The 17,157-nt window shown below is 56.5% G+C and carries 14 protein-coding genes and 1 tRNA gene; 11 read left to right on the top strand and 4 right to left on the bottom strand.

Annotated elements, in window-relative coordinates; translation table 11 throughout:
• The first annotated feature begins 54 nt into the window (after nt 1-54).
• The 4 genes from B142_RS0104300 (at nt 55) to B142_RS0104285 (ending at nt 3,649) form a co-directional block, all read left to right on the top strand.
• A tRNA-Leu gene (locus B142_RS0104300) sits at nt 55-139 on the top strand.
• Nucleotides 140-733: 594 nt separating this feature from the next.
• A complete protein-coding gene (locus tag B142_RS0104295; protein WP_018120318.1) occupies nt 734-1,429 on the top strand; it encodes a biliverdin-producing heme oxygenase in 696 nt (231 codons plus the stop codon).
• A 1-nt stretch (nt 1,430) separates the two neighbouring features.
• On the top strand, nt 1,431-2,603 hold the full coding sequence (locus tag B142_RS0104290) for a heme/hemin ABC transporter substrate-binding protein (protein WP_018120317.1): 1,173 nt from the start codon (nt 1,431-1,433) through the stop codon (nt 2,601-2,603).
• Entirely contained in the window at nt 2,603-3,649 is a 1,047-nt protein-coding gene (locus B142_RS0104285; protein ID WP_018120316.1) for a FecCD family ABC transporter permease, read from the top strand. The genes B142_RS0104290 and B142_RS0104285 overlap by 1 nt, the downstream gene beginning before the upstream one ends.
• 38 nt (nt 3,650-3,687) lie before the next feature.
• Here B142_RS0104285 and B142_RS0104280 read toward each other — a convergent pair whose 3' ends face one another.
• The gene (locus B142_RS0104280; protein WP_018120315.1) at nt 3,688-5,022 is read right to left on the bottom strand and encodes a M20/M25/M40 family metallo-hydrolase; all 1,335 of its coding nucleotides are present in this window, start codon (nt 5,020-5,022) and stop codon (nt 3,688-3,690) included.
• Nucleotides 5,023-5,046: 24 nt separating this feature from the next.
• Entirely contained in the window at nt 5,047-5,826 is a 780-nt protein-coding gene (locus B142_RS0104275; protein ID WP_018120314.1) for a PaaI family thioesterase, read from the bottom strand.
• A gap of 120 nt (nt 5,827-5,946) precedes the next feature.
• Here B142_RS0104275 and bioB point away from each other — a divergent pair, with 120 nt between their 5' ends.
• The 3 genes from bioB to B142_RS0104260 all read left to right on the top strand — a co-directional run bounded on the left by bioB (nt 5,947) and on the right by B142_RS0104260 (nt 8,299).
• On the top strand, nt 5,947-6,927 hold the full coding sequence (gene bioB, locus B142_RS0104270) for a biotin synthase BioB (protein ID WP_018120313.1): 981 nt from the start codon (nt 5,947-5,949) through the stop codon (nt 6,925-6,927).
• 64 nt (nt 6,928-6,991) lie between these two features.
• The gene (gene bsaP, locus B142_RS0104265; RefSeq protein ID WP_126844033.1) at nt 6,992-7,240 is read left to right on the top strand and encodes a biotin synthase auxiliary protein BsaP; all 249 of its coding nucleotides are present in this window, start codon (nt 6,992-6,994) and stop codon (nt 7,238-7,240) included.
• A gap of 93 nt (nt 7,241-7,333) precedes the next feature.
• Complete coding sequence (locus B142_RS0104260; protein ID WP_018120311.1) at nt 7,334-8,299, top strand: Sir2 family NAD-dependent protein deacetylase; 966 nt, start codon at nt 7,334-7,336, stop codon at nt 8,297-8,299.
• Nucleotides 8,300-8,309: 10 nt separating this feature from the next.
• Here the strand turns inward: B142_RS0104260 and B142_RS11875 are convergent, their stop codons facing one another.
• On the bottom strand, nt 8,310-9,476 hold the full coding sequence (locus B142_RS11875; RefSeq protein ID WP_018120310.1) for an esterase/lipase family protein: 1,167 nt from the start codon (nt 9,474-9,476) through the stop codon (nt 8,310-8,312).
• A gap of 497 nt (nt 9,477-9,973) precedes the next feature.
• On the opposite strand from B142_RS11875, the gene nrdI reads away from it, so the two are divergent.
• The 4 genes from nrdI to B142_RS0104235 all read left to right on the top strand — a co-directional run bounded on the left by nrdI (nt 9,974) and on the right by B142_RS0104235 (nt 15,563).
• Nucleotides 9,974-10,432, top strand: coding sequence for a class Ib ribonucleoside-diphosphate reductase assembly flavoprotein NrdI (gene nrdI / locus B142_RS0104250; RefSeq protein ID WP_018120309.1), 459 nt, complete (start codon nt 9,974-9,976; stop codon nt 10,430-10,432).
• Nucleotides 10,433-10,435: 3 nt separating this feature from the next.
• Nucleotides 10,436-11,440 carry a class 1b ribonucleoside-diphosphate reductase subunit beta gene (gene nrdF / locus B142_RS0104245; protein WP_018120308.1) on the top strand — a complete coding sequence of 335 codons (1,005 nt, stop codon included), beginning with the start codon at nt 10,436-10,438 and terminating at the stop codon, nt 11,438-11,440.
• 195 nt (nt 11,441-11,635) lie between these two features.
• On the top strand, nt 11,636-13,837 hold the full coding sequence (locus B142_RS0104240; protein WP_018120307.1) for an HtaA domain-containing protein: 2,202 nt from the start codon (nt 11,636-11,638) through the stop codon (nt 13,835-13,837).
• Nucleotides 13,838-14,081: 244 nt separating this feature from the next.
• Nucleotides 14,082-15,563 (top strand): hypothetical protein, encoded by a 1,482-nt coding sequence (locus tag B142_RS0104235; RefSeq protein ID WP_155860929.1) that lies wholly within the window; start codon nt 14,082-14,084, stop codon nt 15,561-15,563.
• A gap of 256 nt (nt 15,564-15,819) precedes the next feature.
• Here the strand turns inward: B142_RS0104235 and B142_RS12875 are convergent, their stop codons facing one another.
• Complete coding sequence (locus B142_RS12875) at nt 15,820-17,058, bottom strand: HtaA domain-containing protein (protein ID WP_018120305.1); 1,239 nt, start codon at nt 17,056-17,058, stop codon at nt 15,820-15,822.
• Between the last annotated feature and the right edge of the window lie 99 nt (nt 17,059-17,157).

Genomic DNA, 17,157 nt, shown 5'->3' with positions numbered 1-17,157 from the left:
ATCTTCATTAAGTCGCCAAGTCAGACACTGCGTGTTTGGCACTATTGACACCCAGCCCGGGTGGCGGAATTGGCAGACGCGCTGGCTTCAGGTGCCAGTGTCCTTATAGGACGTGCGGGTTCAAGTCCCGCCCCGGGCACAATATTTTACCAGGTCACAGGGTTGCACTAGCAATCTAGTGGTCTGGTTTTTCTGTTGCCAGGCAAGTGGAGTAGGGGTTTAAGCCGTTGAACCCGGGGTTTAGCCTGGGTTTAGCCCTGGGCGACCTCTTTTTGCCGACTTTTTGGCGTTTAACCCGACTTTTTGGTGCCTTGCGTTGGCAGATGGTGCATTTTTGCAAATAGGGACTAAAAAAGGTGGGTTTAAGGCGCACTATTTGTAAAAATGCACCATTAACCAACTAGCGGTGGCTTACCCCGACCGATTCGCGGATTACTTGTAAACCAAACCCCGAATTGGGCTTCGAGGGGGGCTTTTGTTTGCTTGCCATCCCCTTGAGTTCAAGGAGGGCGTCACGGTAATCATACTTTCGGTCGAAATTTCCGATTTTGGTGTGGCAAACCTTGTTTTACCCACGTCATTCCAGTTAGGCTAAGGCTAACTTAATAAGGTGAGACTCAGACGTCGGCACGCAGATCACAGCAGATCATGTTCACAGTAGACCATGCTCACAGCAGATCATGCTGATCACAGTAGCCACGTAGCCAGAGTCTGACGACGAAGGGAAACACCAATGCCTACCGCGACTACCACGCTCTTTGAGCACACCACGCAGCAGCCACTCTCCAAGCAGCTGCGCGAACACACCCTTGCGGCCCACGAGGATGCAGAGACCTCGGATTTCATGCACCGGCTGCTGAAAGGCCAGCTCGGACGAGACGCCATCGCTGAATACCACGCGCAAATGTGGTTCATCTACGATGCTCTTGAGCACGCCGTGCGTACCGTGGCAGACAGCCCAATCGGTGCCAATTTTGCAGACCCTCGCCTAGAACGCCGCATGGCGCTGGATTCTGACCTGGTCAGCATGGCTGGACGTAACTGGGGTGAACAGGTGCGCGTCATGCCAGCGACCGCAGCGTATGTCGAGCGCATCGAAAAGATGGACGTGCCCGGCAACGAAGTCCGTATCCTTGCACACCACTACGTGCGTTATCTTGGCGACGTGTCTGGTGGCCAGGTTATCGCGCGCATGTTGCAGCGCCACTACGGCATGGGTGAGCAGGAGCTCAGCTTCTACGACTTTTCCGCGCTCGGAAAACCCAAGCCGTACCGCGATTCCTATCGCTCGATGCTTGACTCCCTGGTGCTGACAGACTCCCAGCGCACAGAGCTTCTCGACGAGGCCGTCGCCGCTTTCCAATGCAACTTTGACCTTTTCGCTGCCTTGTCGGCTCGGTTTCCCGGTGAGGCTCCGGTAGAAAGCTAGTATGGCCTGGATTAACTCCAAGAATAACCCCAAGAATAGCTCCCAGAATCTGGTCACGAATCTCTCCCAGAATTCAGCCCACAGCCGGCCGCAGAGTATCCGCCGCCGCTGGCTTCACGCCCCCGCCTTCGTTGCCGCCTGTGCGGTAGCCGGGTTGGGGGTTTCGGCATGCGCGTCGTGGGATGAGCCTTCGGCGCACCAGAATCTCACAAAAGACGTCGTCGACAATGGCAATGCGGCCGACCCGCGCAGTTTTCAGGGCGGCACTATCGTCTCGGACCTCGATGAAGTAGTCCCGGTGACTAATTCTCCGGCACCACAGCTTCCGGTGTCGGTCACCGACGCTGATGGTTATGACGTCGTCGTCGAGGATGTTTCCCGCATTTTGGCGATTGATTTTTATGGCACGTTTACCAAAACTGTTCGCGGGCTGGGCTTGGCGGATAACCTCGTCGGGCGCACCGTTGCGTCGCAGGAAAAGTCTCTGGCTGACCTGCCGGTGGTCACCCATGGTGCGCACGCGTTGAATGCCGAGGCGATCCTAGAGTTGAACCCGAGCGTGCTGGTGATTAATCACTCGATTGGCCCGAGCGAGGTCATTGACCAGGTGCGCGCGGCCGGAGTGACCACCGTTGTGCTGGAGGAAGATCGCAGTCTGGAAACCATGGGCGCGCAGATCCGCCGGATGGGTGAGGTTTTGGGTGTTGCCGACGAAGGCGAGGCGCTCGCCCAGCGCAGTGAGGAAGAACTGGACGACGCCAAGGCTGCGATTGCGCAGATCGCTCCGAAGGACCCGCTGCGCATGGCGTTTTTGTATGCCCGCGGGGAAAGCGGCGTGTTTTATATCTTGGGCCGCGATTCTGGCACTGATGATCTGATTGAAGGTATCGGCGGTATTGATGCGGCCACGGCGAATGGTATTGGTTCGCAGTCTCCGGCCAGCCCGGAAGCCCTCGCGGAGTTAAACCCGGAGGTCTACATCATGATGTCTGGCAGTTTGCGTTCCATCGGCGATATTGAGGGCTTGCTGGATCGCCCGGGCGTGGCACACACCATCGCGGGGCAAAAACAGCGAGTGATTGCGCTTCCCGACGGGCAGGCGTTGGCTTTTGGTCCACAATCAGGGCAGTTGCTGTTGGCAACGGCAAAGGCGCTCTATCATGACGAATCGTGATGGATAGTCAGCACACGCACCAAGTTTTGCGCACCCGGCACCGTAACCGGGTGCTGTTGTTTGTCGTGCTCGCGGTTGTCCTCGCCGGCGGCATGCTGGCCTCGTTGGTGATAGGCCAATACCGGGTGCCGCTTGCTGAACTGCCGCGCATTCTGTCGGTGGGCCCGTTGGGTGCGCAGGCGATGGATGAATCCGTGATTTGGCAGATTCGCCTGCCGCGCTTGTTGCTGGGTGTGCTGGTGGGTGCCGCCCTGGGGGTGGGTGGCGCGCTGATGCAGGCCGTGTTCGCGAACCCGCTGGCGGAACCGTCCGTGATTGGTGTGACCGCCGGTGCCGGCGTGGGTGCTTCCGTGGCGATCGTGCTGGGCATTACGTGGTTTGGTGCGACGACGGTTCCGGCGTTCGCGTTTGTGACCGGGTTGCTGACCACCTGGTTGGTGTACCAGCTAGCCCGAATGGGCGGACGCATACGGGTGGTGAACCTCGTGCTGGTGGGCATCGCGGTCAACGCGGTGGCCGGGGCGCTGATCTCGTTTTTTATTTTTATCGCGCCGACGAGTTCGCGTGAGCAGGTGGTCTTTTGGCAGATGGGTTCGTTGTCCGGGGCCAAGTGGGCGCATCTTTCCGTCGTCGCGGTGCTGACCGCCGCGGGTATTGCCTTGGCGTTGGTGCTCGTCGGCAAGCTTGATGTGCTCGCGCTGGGAGATCGCGCGGCTGGGCACATCGGAATTGATGTTTCCCGGTTGCGGTTTTGTGCGTTGGTGTTGGCGACGCTGCTGACAGCTGGTGCGGTTGCTTATGCCGGGTTGATTGGGTTTGTTGGGCTGGTGGTGCCGCACATCATTCGCACGGTGGCTGGTCCGTCGAATCGGATTGTGCTTCCGGCTTCGGCACTCGGTGGTGCGGTGTTGATTGTGCTGGCCGATACCGCTGCGCGCAGCATCATTGCTTTCGCGGACCTGCCGATCGGCATTTTCACCGCGTTGGTGGGCGGGCCGACGTTTTTCATTTTGCTGCGTGCGATGATGCGGAGGGGGCTTGCGTAATACTTGGTGGCCAGCATGGCAATGTCGCGGCCGAAGGCTTAAGCAGCAGAACCAATAAACTTCGTCACCAGGGACCAGTACGCGCGCACCGTCAGGTCCAGGTCCTCGACCGCCAAGCATTCGTCGTGCGAGTGCAGCTGCCGGTTCGCCTCGAACAGGGTGCGCTCGCGCCCGTGCAGTGCAAAGCCGTAACCGACCCCGCCCAACCGGCGGGCAAAGCGCAGGTCGGAACCGCCGGTGGCTAACACCGGGATCACCGGAACGTCCGGGAAAAACTCGCCGATGGTCTCCACGATGGCCTCCCACAATGGGCCTGCGGCGGGTGATTCTGAGGCCGGTTCGACGATCAGGTGCTCGATCTCGACGTCGTCGGCAAGATCACCCAAACCTTCCCGCAGCAGCTCGTCGATATCTTCTTGGGTTTGCCCAGGTAGCGGGCGGATATCCATTTCCAGGTAGGCATCGGAGGGCAAAACGTTGATGGCACCGCCGGCGCGCAGCACGGTCTGCGACATGGTGGTGTGCGAAAACGCGTGCGCATAACCGGCGAGCTGACCGAATGCCTCGTATGCCTCCTCGGAAGCGCCTGCAAGCAGCGCTTTTTCTGTGTCCGGATCAAAGCGGAACGCGCGCACAAAACCCTGCCAGGTCTCGCTATCGAGCATCGGCGGGGTAATGGCGGCAATGCGGCGAGCAACCTCGGCGATCTTGACGACGGCGAAGTCCTTGCCATACGGCGTGGAACCATGACCGGCATCGCCACTGATGCGCACGCGACGCTGGCCGGCACCCTTCTCGCCGACGTTGATGACAATGGCATCCGAGCCATCACGCACTGGCAGGTGCGAACCGCCGGTTTCCGACAAGCAGTTCTTCCAGGAAAAAGCCTCCGGCTGGTGTTCGGAAATCCACTTGGCACCCAAACCGCCGCGGGCTTCCTCGTCGGCAAGCGCCACAAACGTCAGGGTGCCGGTGGGTTGACCGCGCCGGGCGATCTCGCGGGTAACTGCCGCCATGGTGGCGGTGATAAACAGCATGTCCATCGCGCCGCGGCCGTAGATAAAACCGTCGATGACCTCTGCGCCGAACGGGTTGGTGGTCCATTTCGGCTCGTCGACGGGCACGACATCGATGTGGCCGAGCAGGGTGAGCGGCTCGGCAGCGGGATCGGAACCTTCCACCGTCACCGCCAGGGACGTCCGGTGCGGGTGTGGTTCGAATTTCTCGGTGGAAATGCCGGGGGTGTCGGCGAAGAACTTCTCCAGGGTGGCGACGTTGCGTTCCTCGGTGCCGGAATCGGCGGTGAGATCATTGACGCAGCCGTTGCGGATCAGTTCTTGCAGCAGGGTGAAAGTGTCGTCGTACAGGCTCATAGGGGCCAGGGTAGTGGTTGCGGGCTATTCCAGGTATTTGCTTGGTACGCCGAATTTCTGCAGTTGCTCAGCGTTCCACCCGGCCTCGGCTTTCGCCTTGGCGCAGACGTGGGTGAGCTGTTCTTCCTGGCTGGGAATCCGGCGCATGCGGCTTAGTAGCGTCGTCAAGGTTTCTGGCGTGTCGTGGAAGGCGGCCCAGGCGATGGCGGTGGCCATGTGCTCCAGGATGTAGCCGCGTGGGGTTTCGGCGTGTTGCGGCTTTGCTGCGCGCTTGCCGCCGCCTTTCGGGCGCACGTGGAGTTCTTGGTGGCTAATGGCGGCGATCTCACCGTCGGGGTTTTGCAGCATGCAGCTAAATGGCAGGTTGCAGTAGCCGTCTTGCTCGATGGTTTCGGAGACCCAGTCGACTAATTCTTGGGGGAATTCGACGTCGATGCGCACGCCGTTGCGCCCCGGCTTGAGGTATTGGAAGGATGCGGAGCGAGTCCAGACCTCGAAGCCGTTGCCGATGCGACGTTGCAGCAGGGTTCCGACCATCACGTCGGCCATGGAAAAGAGGGTGCCGCCGAAGGCAACGCCGTGCATGTTGACGTTTTTCCAGGTGCGGTTCCAGACGATCTTCGCGTAGGAGGCGTCGGCGGTGATTTCTTCGATGCGGATTCCGGAGGCGCGGAGGGGTGGCCAGAGGTTGAGAATGCGACGCAGGCTGTCGGGGCTGGACATCATGCGCTTGACCAATCGTTTTTGTAACGAAAGTGGTTTTGTGGTGCGGTTTTCGGGGCTGATGACGTTCTTTAATTTCATGAGTATTTAGCTTACGTAAGATGTGCCAGAGTTGTCCTAGGACACAATTGGGGGTGCTTTACGACGCCTAGTGGGCGTGTTAATTGAACGGTGTTTAAGGGCTGTGATTAGGATAACGGCATGAGCATTGTTGATATCGCCCGGGAGAAAGCACTGGAGCAAGGCGTCGGCCTGAGCCAAGACGAGCTACTGCAGGTTCTGCAGGTTGATGATGAGACTCTGAAGGAAATCGCCGACATCGCCCACCAAACCCGCCTGAAATGGTGCGGCCCCGACGTCGAAGTCGAAGGTATTATCTCGCTGAAAACCGGCGGCTGTCCAGAAGATTGCCACTTCTGTTCGCAGTCTGGCCTGTTTGAATCGCCCGTGCGTGCGGTGTTGCTGAATATTAATGAACTCATTGAAGCCGCCAAGCGCAACCAAAAGGTGGGCGCCACGGAATTCTGCATCGTCGCCGCCGTGAAAGGCCCGGATGAGAACCTGGTGCGCCAAGTAGAACGCGCCATCCCACGCATTAAAGAAGAAGTCGATATCGAAATCTCTTGTTCGCTGGGCACCGTCACCCGTGAGCAGGTGGAACGCTTCAAGGCCGCGGGTGCGACTCGGTATAACCACAACCTGGAAACCGCGCGTTCGCACTTCCCGAACGTCGTGACCACCCACACCTGGGAGGAGCGCCGCGAGACTCTGCAAAACGTGCGCGATGCTGGCCTGGAGGTCTGCTCCGGCGGCATCATCGGCATGGGCGAAAGTCTGGAACAGCGCGCCGAGTTCGCTGCTCAGCTGGCTGAAATCGAGCCCCGCGAAGTTCCCATGAACTTCCTGGACCCACGCCCAGGCACCCCGTTTGCGGATTACCCACTGGTTCCACTCGGCGAAGCCCTGCGCGCCGTCGCCATGTTCCGCCTGGCCATGCCACGCACCGTCATCCGCTTCGCCGGTGGCCGTGAGCTTTCGCTGGGCACCGAGGGCTTCGAGAAGGGTCTGCTCGGCGGCATCAACGCGATCATCGCCGGTAACTACTTGACGACGCTCGGTGAGCGCATCGAAACCGACCTGGAAACCTTGAACCGCATCGACCTGCCGATCAAGGCCCTGTAGTACAGCAATGGCACGAGCAAAAGACCCCGCGCTGCACACGAAAAACTCGCCGCTCGCGGTGGCGATGTGCGGCGAGGATGAGCCGATCTTCCACCCGAATACCGGCACGGAGATTGCCAGCGGCGAAGAAATCCGGCTGAGCCCCTCACAGCAAGCCGGCTACGATGCTCCCCGTTTTTGCCAGCTGTGCGGGCGGCGGATGAAAGTCCAGATTCGTCCCGATGGTTGGCACGCCGAATGCTCCCGGCACGGGCTGGTCGATTCCGAGTGGATCTTCGAAGCTCAACTGCGCCGCAAACTAGGTGCAGGGTAGCGGCTTGGGTGCACGCTAGCGGCGGCTGATCTCAGCCGTAGATAAATTAGTCGCTAATTATGTGCGAGCGCTACAGCCTTTAGACTGGCGGGCGTGAGTTCACTACCGCAGGATTTCCGCCCGCAACCAGCCTTTGTTTCCGAAGCCATCAACCGCGCCCATCGTGGCGCGGTTCGCTCGATGGAGCGGGTGGTGGAAGAAACCGGCACCCCACACCCCTACCCGGACGTCGTCGACAAGATCGTCGACCAACTACACCTCGGCCCAGCCATGGTGTTGACCGGGGCAGGGGTGTCTACTGATTCTGGGATCCCGGATTATCGCGGGCCCAAAGGCAAGATGAACACGCACCGGCCGATGACTTACCAGGAGTTTTGCCACGATCCGGCGGCGTCGCACAGGTATTGGGCGCGCAGCTTCATTGGTTGGCGGCAGCTGGACCGGGCCGTACCCAACCGCACGCATTACGCGCTGGTGGAACTGGAACGCGCCGGGTTTGTCCGTGGCGTGCTGACGCAAAACGTCGACGGGCTGCACGCGGAAGCAGGCCAAAGCAATGTGGTGGCGTTGCACGGGAATTTGGATACGGTGTCGTGTTTGGATTGCGGTTATAGCGAGCACCGCGACGGGTTGGATGAGCGCTTGGAAACGGCAAACCCGGGGTATTTGGAGGCGTTGTTATCGCAGGTTAAGCAGGTAAACCCCGATGGTGACGTTGATCTGCCGCAGTCTGCGGTGCGGCAGTTTCAGATGGTGGGTTGCCTGCGTTGCGGTTCGGTGCGTCTGAAACCGGACGTGGTGTATTTCGGTGAGGCCGTTCCGGAGTCGCGCAAGCAGCAGGCGCGGGCGATGGCGGCGGAATCGGCGTCGTTGCTGGTGGTGGGCTCGTCGTTGGCGGTGATGAGCGGGTACCGGTTTGTGTTGGACATGCTGGCATCGGGGCGGCCGGTGGCGGTGATCAACGGTGGGCCGGGCCGGGCTGATGCGCGCGTGAATGTTTTGTGGCGCACGCAGGTGGGCCCGGCGTTTGATGATTTATTGGATGCTCTTGCGCTTTAGGTTCGGTGTTTTAAGTTCTGCGCTTTCGGGTTGCCTCGCTGGCGCCCTTTTTCAGCCCGGTGCGGATGATTGCCCGCACGTGTTTGTTCGTGGGCAGGTCCTGGTGCTGCACATTGGCGCGCGGGATGATGTCTTGCACCCACACGTTGCGAACTTGGTGTGCCGGACCGTTGAGGAAGCAGGTTTCAGGTGGCTGGACGACGGTGTCTTGCCGGCTGGCGATGCAGGTGTAGTCGACGCCCTCTTCTAGCTCGCCGCTGCTGTCATCGCTGCTTCCGTGTGTGCTTCTGCCGCCTTTGCGATCGCCGCCGCCGTCGTTGAAGACCGCAAAGATTTCCGATCCGGTGATCTGCTGAAACCCAACTGGCCCGAACCAGTGCTGAATCAGTGAGCGCATGATGTTTTCTGTCAGATTGTTGGACACCAGCGGGCTCAAGATTCCGCCCATGGTGGTGCCGTGGTTTGGTGCGCCGAGACTCACGAGATGTTTGACGTAGTGCGCGTGGCCGCTGGTGCGCATCCAGTAGCGGGCGAGCAGGCCGCCTTGGGAGTGCCCGATGAGGATGACTTGTTCCGCGCCGGTGATTGTGCGTACGGCTTCGATATAGGCCCCGAGCTGCACCGCGGATTCTTCCATGGCGGCGGTGCCGCGCTTTCCGTAGTCCGGGGCGAACACACACCAGCCGTCGGCACGCAGTTCGGTGCCGAGTTCTTGCCACACGCCTTTCGTGTCGACGGTGCCGTGGATCAGGATCACCGGCCAGGGTTTGTTTGTGGTGGGGCGGTCGGACCAATCGTCTTCGAAAACGCCGCGTGGTTTGAAGCGCGCACCCAGTGGCAGGTGGCGGGAGGCATCGAAGTTGTAATCGGATTCTTCTGCATGCTGTGCGGCGTCATCCGATTTGTGGTCGGTGGCATCGTGGTCGGCGTGTTTACCGCGCAGGTTGAGTGATTCCGCGATCTCCGTGACGACGCTTTCCGGGATCTTGCTGGCGCTGACTTCCGTGGCGTGATGCGCTAGTGGTTCGGGCAGTTTCGAGGTGGGCACGCTGAACGACGGGGAGGTCAGTTCCGTCCACTGTTGGCTAAGGTGCCTGCGCAGCGAGTTTTTCAGGCGGGTGAGTGAGTTGCTGACGGATTCGGTGAAGGATTCCGTGTTGCGTTCCGCGTGTGCCATATCGAATATCCATCTTCCGGGGATTGCAGATGGCTCCATTGTAGATTCAGACGCGGTGAGGCTTGGGGGGCTGAGGTGCCGGGCGCAGTGCGGAGTGCGGGAAAATAGGCAGCTGTTATTTGTCATGGCTCTGGCCTGGGAAAACGTGCCAAATCTACCTTGCGTAGTCTGCCGCTGAATAAAAAGTACGAAAGTTTTAGTACTAGGGGTTGACAACCCTAAGTTATGAGCTTAAAGTAAGGATTACCTCAAGGGGTGATGGAGGGGCAGGCTCCGGCTCAACCATCTAAAATAATCAGTCATGGGAATAGGAACAACCGTCGGCGAGAGTCGGCGGTTGTTTCTTTTTTTGTCTTCTACCTCACCGTGGCTGCCAAATCTTCAGGGTAGGCAAACCTGGGCTTTTGTGGCATGCAAGCGTCGTCTGTCATACTTCTTTCGTAAACTAAAAGCCTAGTAAGTAAATCCTTATATGTCTATCTCGAGGAGGTTTTCTCGTGGCTTCCACAGCGAAAGTACCCCTCACTTTCGCCGAACTTGCCCCGGAGGAATCGCCAGACCTGGTGTATTTCTCCAGTGTTTCTGAAAACACGCACCGGTTCATCCAAAAACTAGGCCGTCCTGCAGTACGCATCCCCGTGCACCCACGAAAAGAGGGCATGATTCGGGTTTCGCGTCCATATATCCTGGTCACCCCGACCTACGGCGGCGGCGATCGTCGTCGCGCCGTACCCAAGCAGGTTATTGCGTTTCTTAACGACGAAACCAACCGTGGCCTCATCCGCGGTGTCATCACGTCGGGAAACACCAATTTCGGCTCTGATTTTTGCATTGCCGGAGCAATCATTTCATCTAAATGCCAGGTCCCCGAGCTCTACCACTATGAGCTGTTGGGCACAGACCGCGACGCTGTAGTCGTGCGCGAAGGCCTGGATAAATTCTGGAAGGAACAGTAGTTAATGACCATCTATGACTATTCCGCCACCCCAACGGCGTTTCGCGATGACCCCACGGTGCGCCTACGGCCGGTGAACTGGAACCGGACCCAAGACGAGAAGGACTTGGAAGTCTGGAACCGTCTGACCTCCAATTTTTGGCTGCCAGAAAAGGTGCCGCTGTCCAATGATCATTCTGATTGGCGCAATCTCAGCGAGCTGGAGCGCGAACTGACGATGAAGGTATTTACTGGTTTGACCATGCTGGATACCGTGCAGGCTTCGGTTGGCGAGGTCAGCCAGATTCAGGATGCGCGCACCGAACACGAAGAGGCTGTGTATACGAATATTGCGTTCATGCAGGCGGTGCACGCGAAGTCCTATTCTTCTGTGTTTTCCACGCTTTCGAATACTGCAGAAATTGACGCGGCGTATAAGTGGGCCGTGGACAACGACGTGTTGCAGGCTCGGTCGAAAGCAGTGCTCAAGCACTACTATGGCGATAACACGCTCAAACGCAAGGCGGCTGCCACCCTGTTGTCGTCGTTTTCGTTGTATGCCGGGTTCTATCTGCCGCTGTTTTTCGCCTCTCGTGGCAGGCTGACGAATACCGCGGACATGGTTCGGCTCATTCTGCGCGATAAGGCGGTGCATGGCTATTATTCGGGCTATAAATTCCAGCGGGGCCTGGAAACCTACGACGCAGCAACGCAAGCGCAGGTGACAGAGTTTGTCTATGAGCTTCTCGACGAACTCTACGAGCTGGAGCTGGCCTATTCCGAGGAACTGTACCGCCCGTTGGCGCTTTACGACGACGTCGTGAAGTTTATTTGCTACAACGCGAATAAGGCGCTGATGAATCTCGGGCTGCCACAGCGGTTCAGTGAGGAAGAATCTACCGTGAAGCCGGAGATTTTGGCTGCGCTAACACCAGGGTCGGATGAAAACCATGACTTCTTTTCTGGTTCTGGGTCTTCGTATGTCATCGGCAAGGCCGAGGAAACTGAAGATGATGACTGGGATTTTTAAAATTCCCTGGAAATAGAATTCGTTTTCACAACGCTGCATCTTTCACTCCGAACAGCGGAAATGTCCCCGTATGGCCCCAACTTAGGGGGCATATCGGGGGTATTCAATATAGCTAATCCTTACTTATTTTTAAGCTGTAGGTTAACCTTTCTTCGGTTATGTAAGTTCGCACTATTGCATTTCGAGGAGACGATTGTGTCAGCTAAAAAATCCCGCCGGATCAGCTCGGTGGGTATCGCGTTGGGACTGTTCAGTTTAGTCCCTGCGTTTTCGCCAATCGCTGGAGCGCAAACGGAACAAGCACCCGTTGGTGCCGAACAAGCCCACAGTGTCGCTGCCGAGAGTGGAAAAGGTAGCTTGAACTGGGCATTGCGTGATTCGTTCCTGCGCTATTCCTTGGGAGCAACCAACGTCACCGGCGGTGCCAGCAAGATCTACTCCAACGGAACCACCACGCCATCGTCGCAAAGCGACACCGTTGAGCAGTACTACAAGTTCAACTTGAAAAATGCTGGTTTCGACGACGCAACGAAGATCACTCGCGCAGAATTTGAAGGCAGCATCGAGTATTTCAAGTACTGTGAGGGCAAGCCAGCAGAGCGCGGTAACTGCGCACTGGAGTTGACCATCAAAGATCCCACCGTCGTGCTGAGCCCTGAAGGCTCGTATGTGGAAGCTGATGTGCGCTCCAAGCAGTACCCAAGCGGTGAAATCTTCGAAAAAGAAGACGCTAAGATCGCGAATGCTTGGACCAAGACCGCCAAGTTCGAAGAAAAAGATGGCAAGGTCTCCTGGAGCGGAATCAACACCTCGCTGACCGAAGACGGCGTGCGAACCTTCTCTAATTTCTACGATTTGGGTGGCCCGCTGGCTCCGCTGAGCTTCGAATATGAGGGCAAGGGCGAACGTCCGGGTAACGACACGGCACCATTGACCATTGGTGGCAAATTTGTTTCTGCACAAGAAGCTAACGAAGACACCATGATTGGGCTGCAAGATTATGTGGTGCTTGCGACGCGGAAAGGTGCCGACCAGTCAGTGCTGGAGCTCATTGACCCTGCAACGATGCAGTCGTTGGGGGAATTGCAACGGCCGCTTTCATTTAATGAATCTCAGCTTTATACCAAGGGGGCTGGAAATCGGATTTACTGGGTTGAAGGGCAGACCCTGAAGGCTGCAACCGCGTCTGCAGAGGGCTGGTCTGATCCAGTGGTCGTTACTGAAGGCATTGGTATCGAGCCTGCCGGAATTGCGTACGATGCTGCCAATGATCGAGTTGGAATCATTGCCCGCGGCACCAACGATAATGACTCGACGCTGACGTGGGTCACGGCTTCTGGTGAAAAAACGACTGCGACACTAACTGCGCCGCAGGACGTCGTAAAGGCACATGATGAAGAACTTTTCCTTTACGGTAAGGGCTACAACCGGGATCTTTATGGTGAAATCGGGAATATTGCACTTCCTACCCAGATGAGTGTGATGCCGGATGGCAATATACTCTATTTGCCTGCCAGTGCAGTCAATTTGGAAAGTGGAAGCTATCGTGTGCCGCCGCTATTGATTCACCCAGACGGTACGGCGAAGCTTGTCGACGGCGGTACCGAGCTAGGAACGCCGAGAAATGGTGCGAATTACGCCACCGAGATGGCGACAGATGGCAATAACGTGGCATTTTATAGTCAAGACCACCATAATTCTGGAATGCAGTTCTTCCGGTATGAAGATGGCGTACTGAAACCGCAGTCTGAGCGTGGTGTGGTTGGTGACCTGAAGAAAGTGTCTGAGGTTGCGTTCGTGGGTGACAAAGCGCTGGTTACTAATGAGGCAACCTCGCAGTTGAGCTGGGTTAATCCAGAAACCCGGGAAATCATTGAGAATATCTCACTGCCGAACCAAAAAGATACCGCGAAAAAGCATCGCAACCTGTTGCCGTGGAAAGATAAGTTATTCGCATATTCTATTGAAACGAATAACGAGACCTATTTGGAGCACGCTGCGATTTTGCGTCTGGATTCCACTGATCCACAGGTCGGCGACCACACTGACCAGGTAGAGCCGCCGGCACCTGCAGAGCCAGAAAAGCCGGAAAGTGAAGCTGACGGACAGCCTGGTTCTGAGGATAAAAAGCCAGCTGAGTCCGGTAAGCCTTCTGCGGAAGCCAAGCCAGCAGACGAGCAGGCCACAGAAGAAAAGCCAGCTGACGACTCCGCTGCAGAATCGACCACCGAGCCTGAGCAGAAAGAAAAGCCAGCCGATTCCACGAAGGACAAAGACGGTAAGAAGTCGCAGTCCATCTGGGAGCGCATCTCTGGCCTGTTCTCGAACGGCTTTGAGAAGATCGCCAAGTTCTTCAACTGGTTGTTCTCGTTGCCGCGCGTGCTGTTCTCTTCCTAACTCAGAACATAGAGGTGTAAACGCAAGAGTTACTGGTTTACGTAACATTCACTAGCTAGCCGTTCTGGCTAAGGGCGTCGGTAAGCATCGGCGCCCTTTTCATATTTTCGGACCGCTATTATTACAGCTAGCCTAAGCGAATATGTGAATAAAATAACTAGCTTAGGTAAAGCTTGATAAACTATGATTAGTACGTGCGCTCTGCACATTCCCCTTATCCACATCCTTTCAGAAAGGAACTACTTTGCGAGCCAACTTCCGGGCAGGACGGATCGTTCTTTCTGCCTTGACAGCCTCATCCATCATGCTGGGTGCAGGCGCTGCTGCTACAGCCGCACCAGCAGCAAATCCAGATGCGGTAGCCCCACAGGCTGCACAGCCAGCTTCTGTACCGGACGTCAACCACGGATGTAAAGTTCCAGACAAACTGGACCAGAGGAAATCCAATGTGCAACTGGACGTCACCTATTCGCCAGAGCCCATTGACCCTACGCGAGAAACGAAGTTCCACTTCAAGGGCAAAGGCTATACACAAGATGAACCTGCGTCACGGCACGGTGTGTACCTCATCATCATTGATAACGCGAAGTGGAAGCTAAACAAGTGCCTGGGCATTTCGGGCCAGGGCGATGGCTTGGTCGAGCGGTGGATTACCCGTGCAGAGATGAAAGACGGGGAATGGGAAAAGGAAATTGTTGTTCCGCCTGAAACCTTCCAGCCTGGCAAGACCTACACCGTAGGCGTTGCGGCGGCACACGGCCCAGTTTTGACTGAACGGTACTTCGACCGCGGCATCAATATTAAAATTCCAGATGCTCCGAAGATCGACAAGATCGCTGCTCCCACGAATTTGAAGGCAGAGGTCGACGCACGGAATAACGTCAAGCTGAACTGGGAGTTTGAGCACAATCTGCCGAATATGCGCTGGCGCACGACATTGCAGTGCATCACCAGTTGTGATCGTATTTTCAAAAAAACTCGGCAGTATGACGTCAACTCTGGTGTAGCCCGGGAATATACTTTCGCGGATTCTGACCCAGGTGTATATATCGCTGAGGTTGAAGCCAACCGTCAGAGTGGTGGCAAATGGGAACCCCTCGGCAAGACTGTTTCGGAGCCATTCGCTGTCGGCGCAGGAATCAGCGTCCCCGAATATGTCACCAATGCAGAAGCTGCAAAGGCTAAGTTGGCGGAGCTGGAGGCAACCGCGGCTGAGACGCAGCAAAAGTCTGCTGAACTGGCAGCTCAGGTCGAGAGCCAGGCTGAGTTGATTGCAAAGCTCCAGAGCGAGTATGTCAAAGCCAAAGAATCTGGTGATGCGCAGCAATCTAAGGCTGCTGAAGTAGCCGCTGAACTGGAGCAAGAACAAGCAGCGAAGCAAGCGCTGGAGCAGAAGCTTGCCGACGCTGAGCAAGCGAAGCAGGCTGCACAGACCGAGCTTGCTACCACCAAGCAAGAAGTGGAGAAAGTTTCGCAGAAGCTGGCTGAGGTGGAAAAATCGGTCGCAGAAGCCAATAACAACGCTCAATCAGGTTCTAGCACTGGTGATGCCGGTGTACAGACTTCTTCTGTGCAGCAGAATGGCGCCGGTTCGAGCACTGGTATGGAGCCATTTTTCAACATGCTCTCGAAGTACTATGAAAATGGTGGATTCTTCGGTGCCTTGGGTGGCACGGTATCGATGATCTTCCAGCAAATCATTAGTTGGTTGCGTTCCTTGGTGTAGCTCTAAGGCACGACTCGATGCTAGTAGCACTGACATGAGCTGCTAGCTAAGCTACTACGTTTCCTATCCGGGGTCTGAGTACAGGCCCCGGATTTTTCATGCCCTGGTCTGGCTGCGGGGGTTCCGGGATTCTTGCAGGTATGCATAAAGGCGGGTAATCCCTACGTTGAGGGAATTACCCGCCTAGTACGTACCGTCTAAACTGCTCGGTTATGCTGCGCCGGGAGGTGGCGGCACGAGCACGGTATCAGCATTGTTAGAACTTAAACGGCAGTTTGTTCAGGAAGTGCTGCACCTGTGGACCAAATGCCTTGTGGAACAGATTGCCGATCATCGTTGCCATGCCAGCGAAGGTAACCAGGCCGAGAGCGACGTTGAAGGCCTGCTGGAACTTGTTGAGGCCTTTGCTTTCAGCGGCATTGCTGCTGAAGTCTTTGCCCAGAGAAGAACCAGGTGCTTTTGGTGTGCCTTCTTCTTTGCTTGGGTTGGTTTTACCAGGATTGGTCTTGTCACCGGGCTGTTTTGCAGCTGGAGGTTGTTTCTCAGCCTCTGGCTTCTTTTCTGGTTGCTTGTTCTCTGGCTGCTTAATTTCCGGCTTCTTCGGCGCAGCTGGAGGAGTAGCTTCTCCTTGCGGCTTGGTGTTTTCCTGCTGGGCACCCTGCTCGTTGGTCTGACCAGGAGTTGAGTCTTCAGTGGTACCACCAGGCGTAGTGGTATCTGTTTCCTCGTCCAAGCAGGTGTTCTTGACGTTGAGTTCTACCTGTAGATCATCGAGTGGGTCTTCGCTGCCGTAGGCTCCCATGAAGAGGACGTCTATACCTTCGTGGATGTCTTTCCAGCGATCTGAACCTGGCTGCGGGGTATAGAACAGGTTTGTGCCAGACATTGTTAGTTTGTTGCCTTCGAGCTTCCAGCCTTCGGTCTTACCAACACCGAACTCACCTTTACCCGTACGTTTGTTTTCGTCGGTGCGATCGGATTCTTTATATTGAGTCATTGGCTTACCCTCGACGTAATAGCCGACGTAACCAGTGCCCGGTTTAACTACGTTTCCTTCGGTTTTCACATACGGTGATTTCATCTGGCTGTAGAGAGCACCGTGGTGGCCTTCGAAGATCAGAGTGGAATCTTGAGTCTGGATGTCAGATTCGACGACGTTGCCTTGTGCATCAAGCTTGACTGTGGAGGTGTTCGGATCAACGTCAAAATGGAACTGGAAATCTGGCTTACGTCGTCCTGCTGCATCTGTGCTGTCCTCAGTGACAGCACCTGCTGTTGTCCAAGAACCACGCGCAATATTGCTGTAGATGTAGTTGCGGTAGGAATGCTTGATTCCCCAGTTGATCTTTCCGTCAACGATTTCAACACCTGGATTCTGACAGGTAGCAGTGGCGTTACCCGGGGATTCTTGTGCGTAAGCTGCTGGCGTCAGAGCGCCGCCGATGACTGCCAGACCAGCACAGAGGGAAACCCCCAGGGAAAATTTATTCTTCATGTACTCTCCTCGAAGAAATGACCAATTTAGACAAGGTAAAGTTTAGAAGAGACAGGGTAGGTTTACAATAACCTAATTAGGTAAGGTGTCACTTATGGG

Origin of the sequence: Corynebacterium propinquum DSM 44285, from assembly GCF_000375525.1 — a bacterium.
Taxonomy (GTDB): Bacteria; Actinomycetota; Actinomycetes; order Mycobacteriales; family Mycobacteriaceae; genus Corynebacterium; species Corynebacterium propinquum.
Note: the sequence above shows the minus strand (reverse complement) of the source record. Positions and strands in the feature narration are given on the sequence as shown.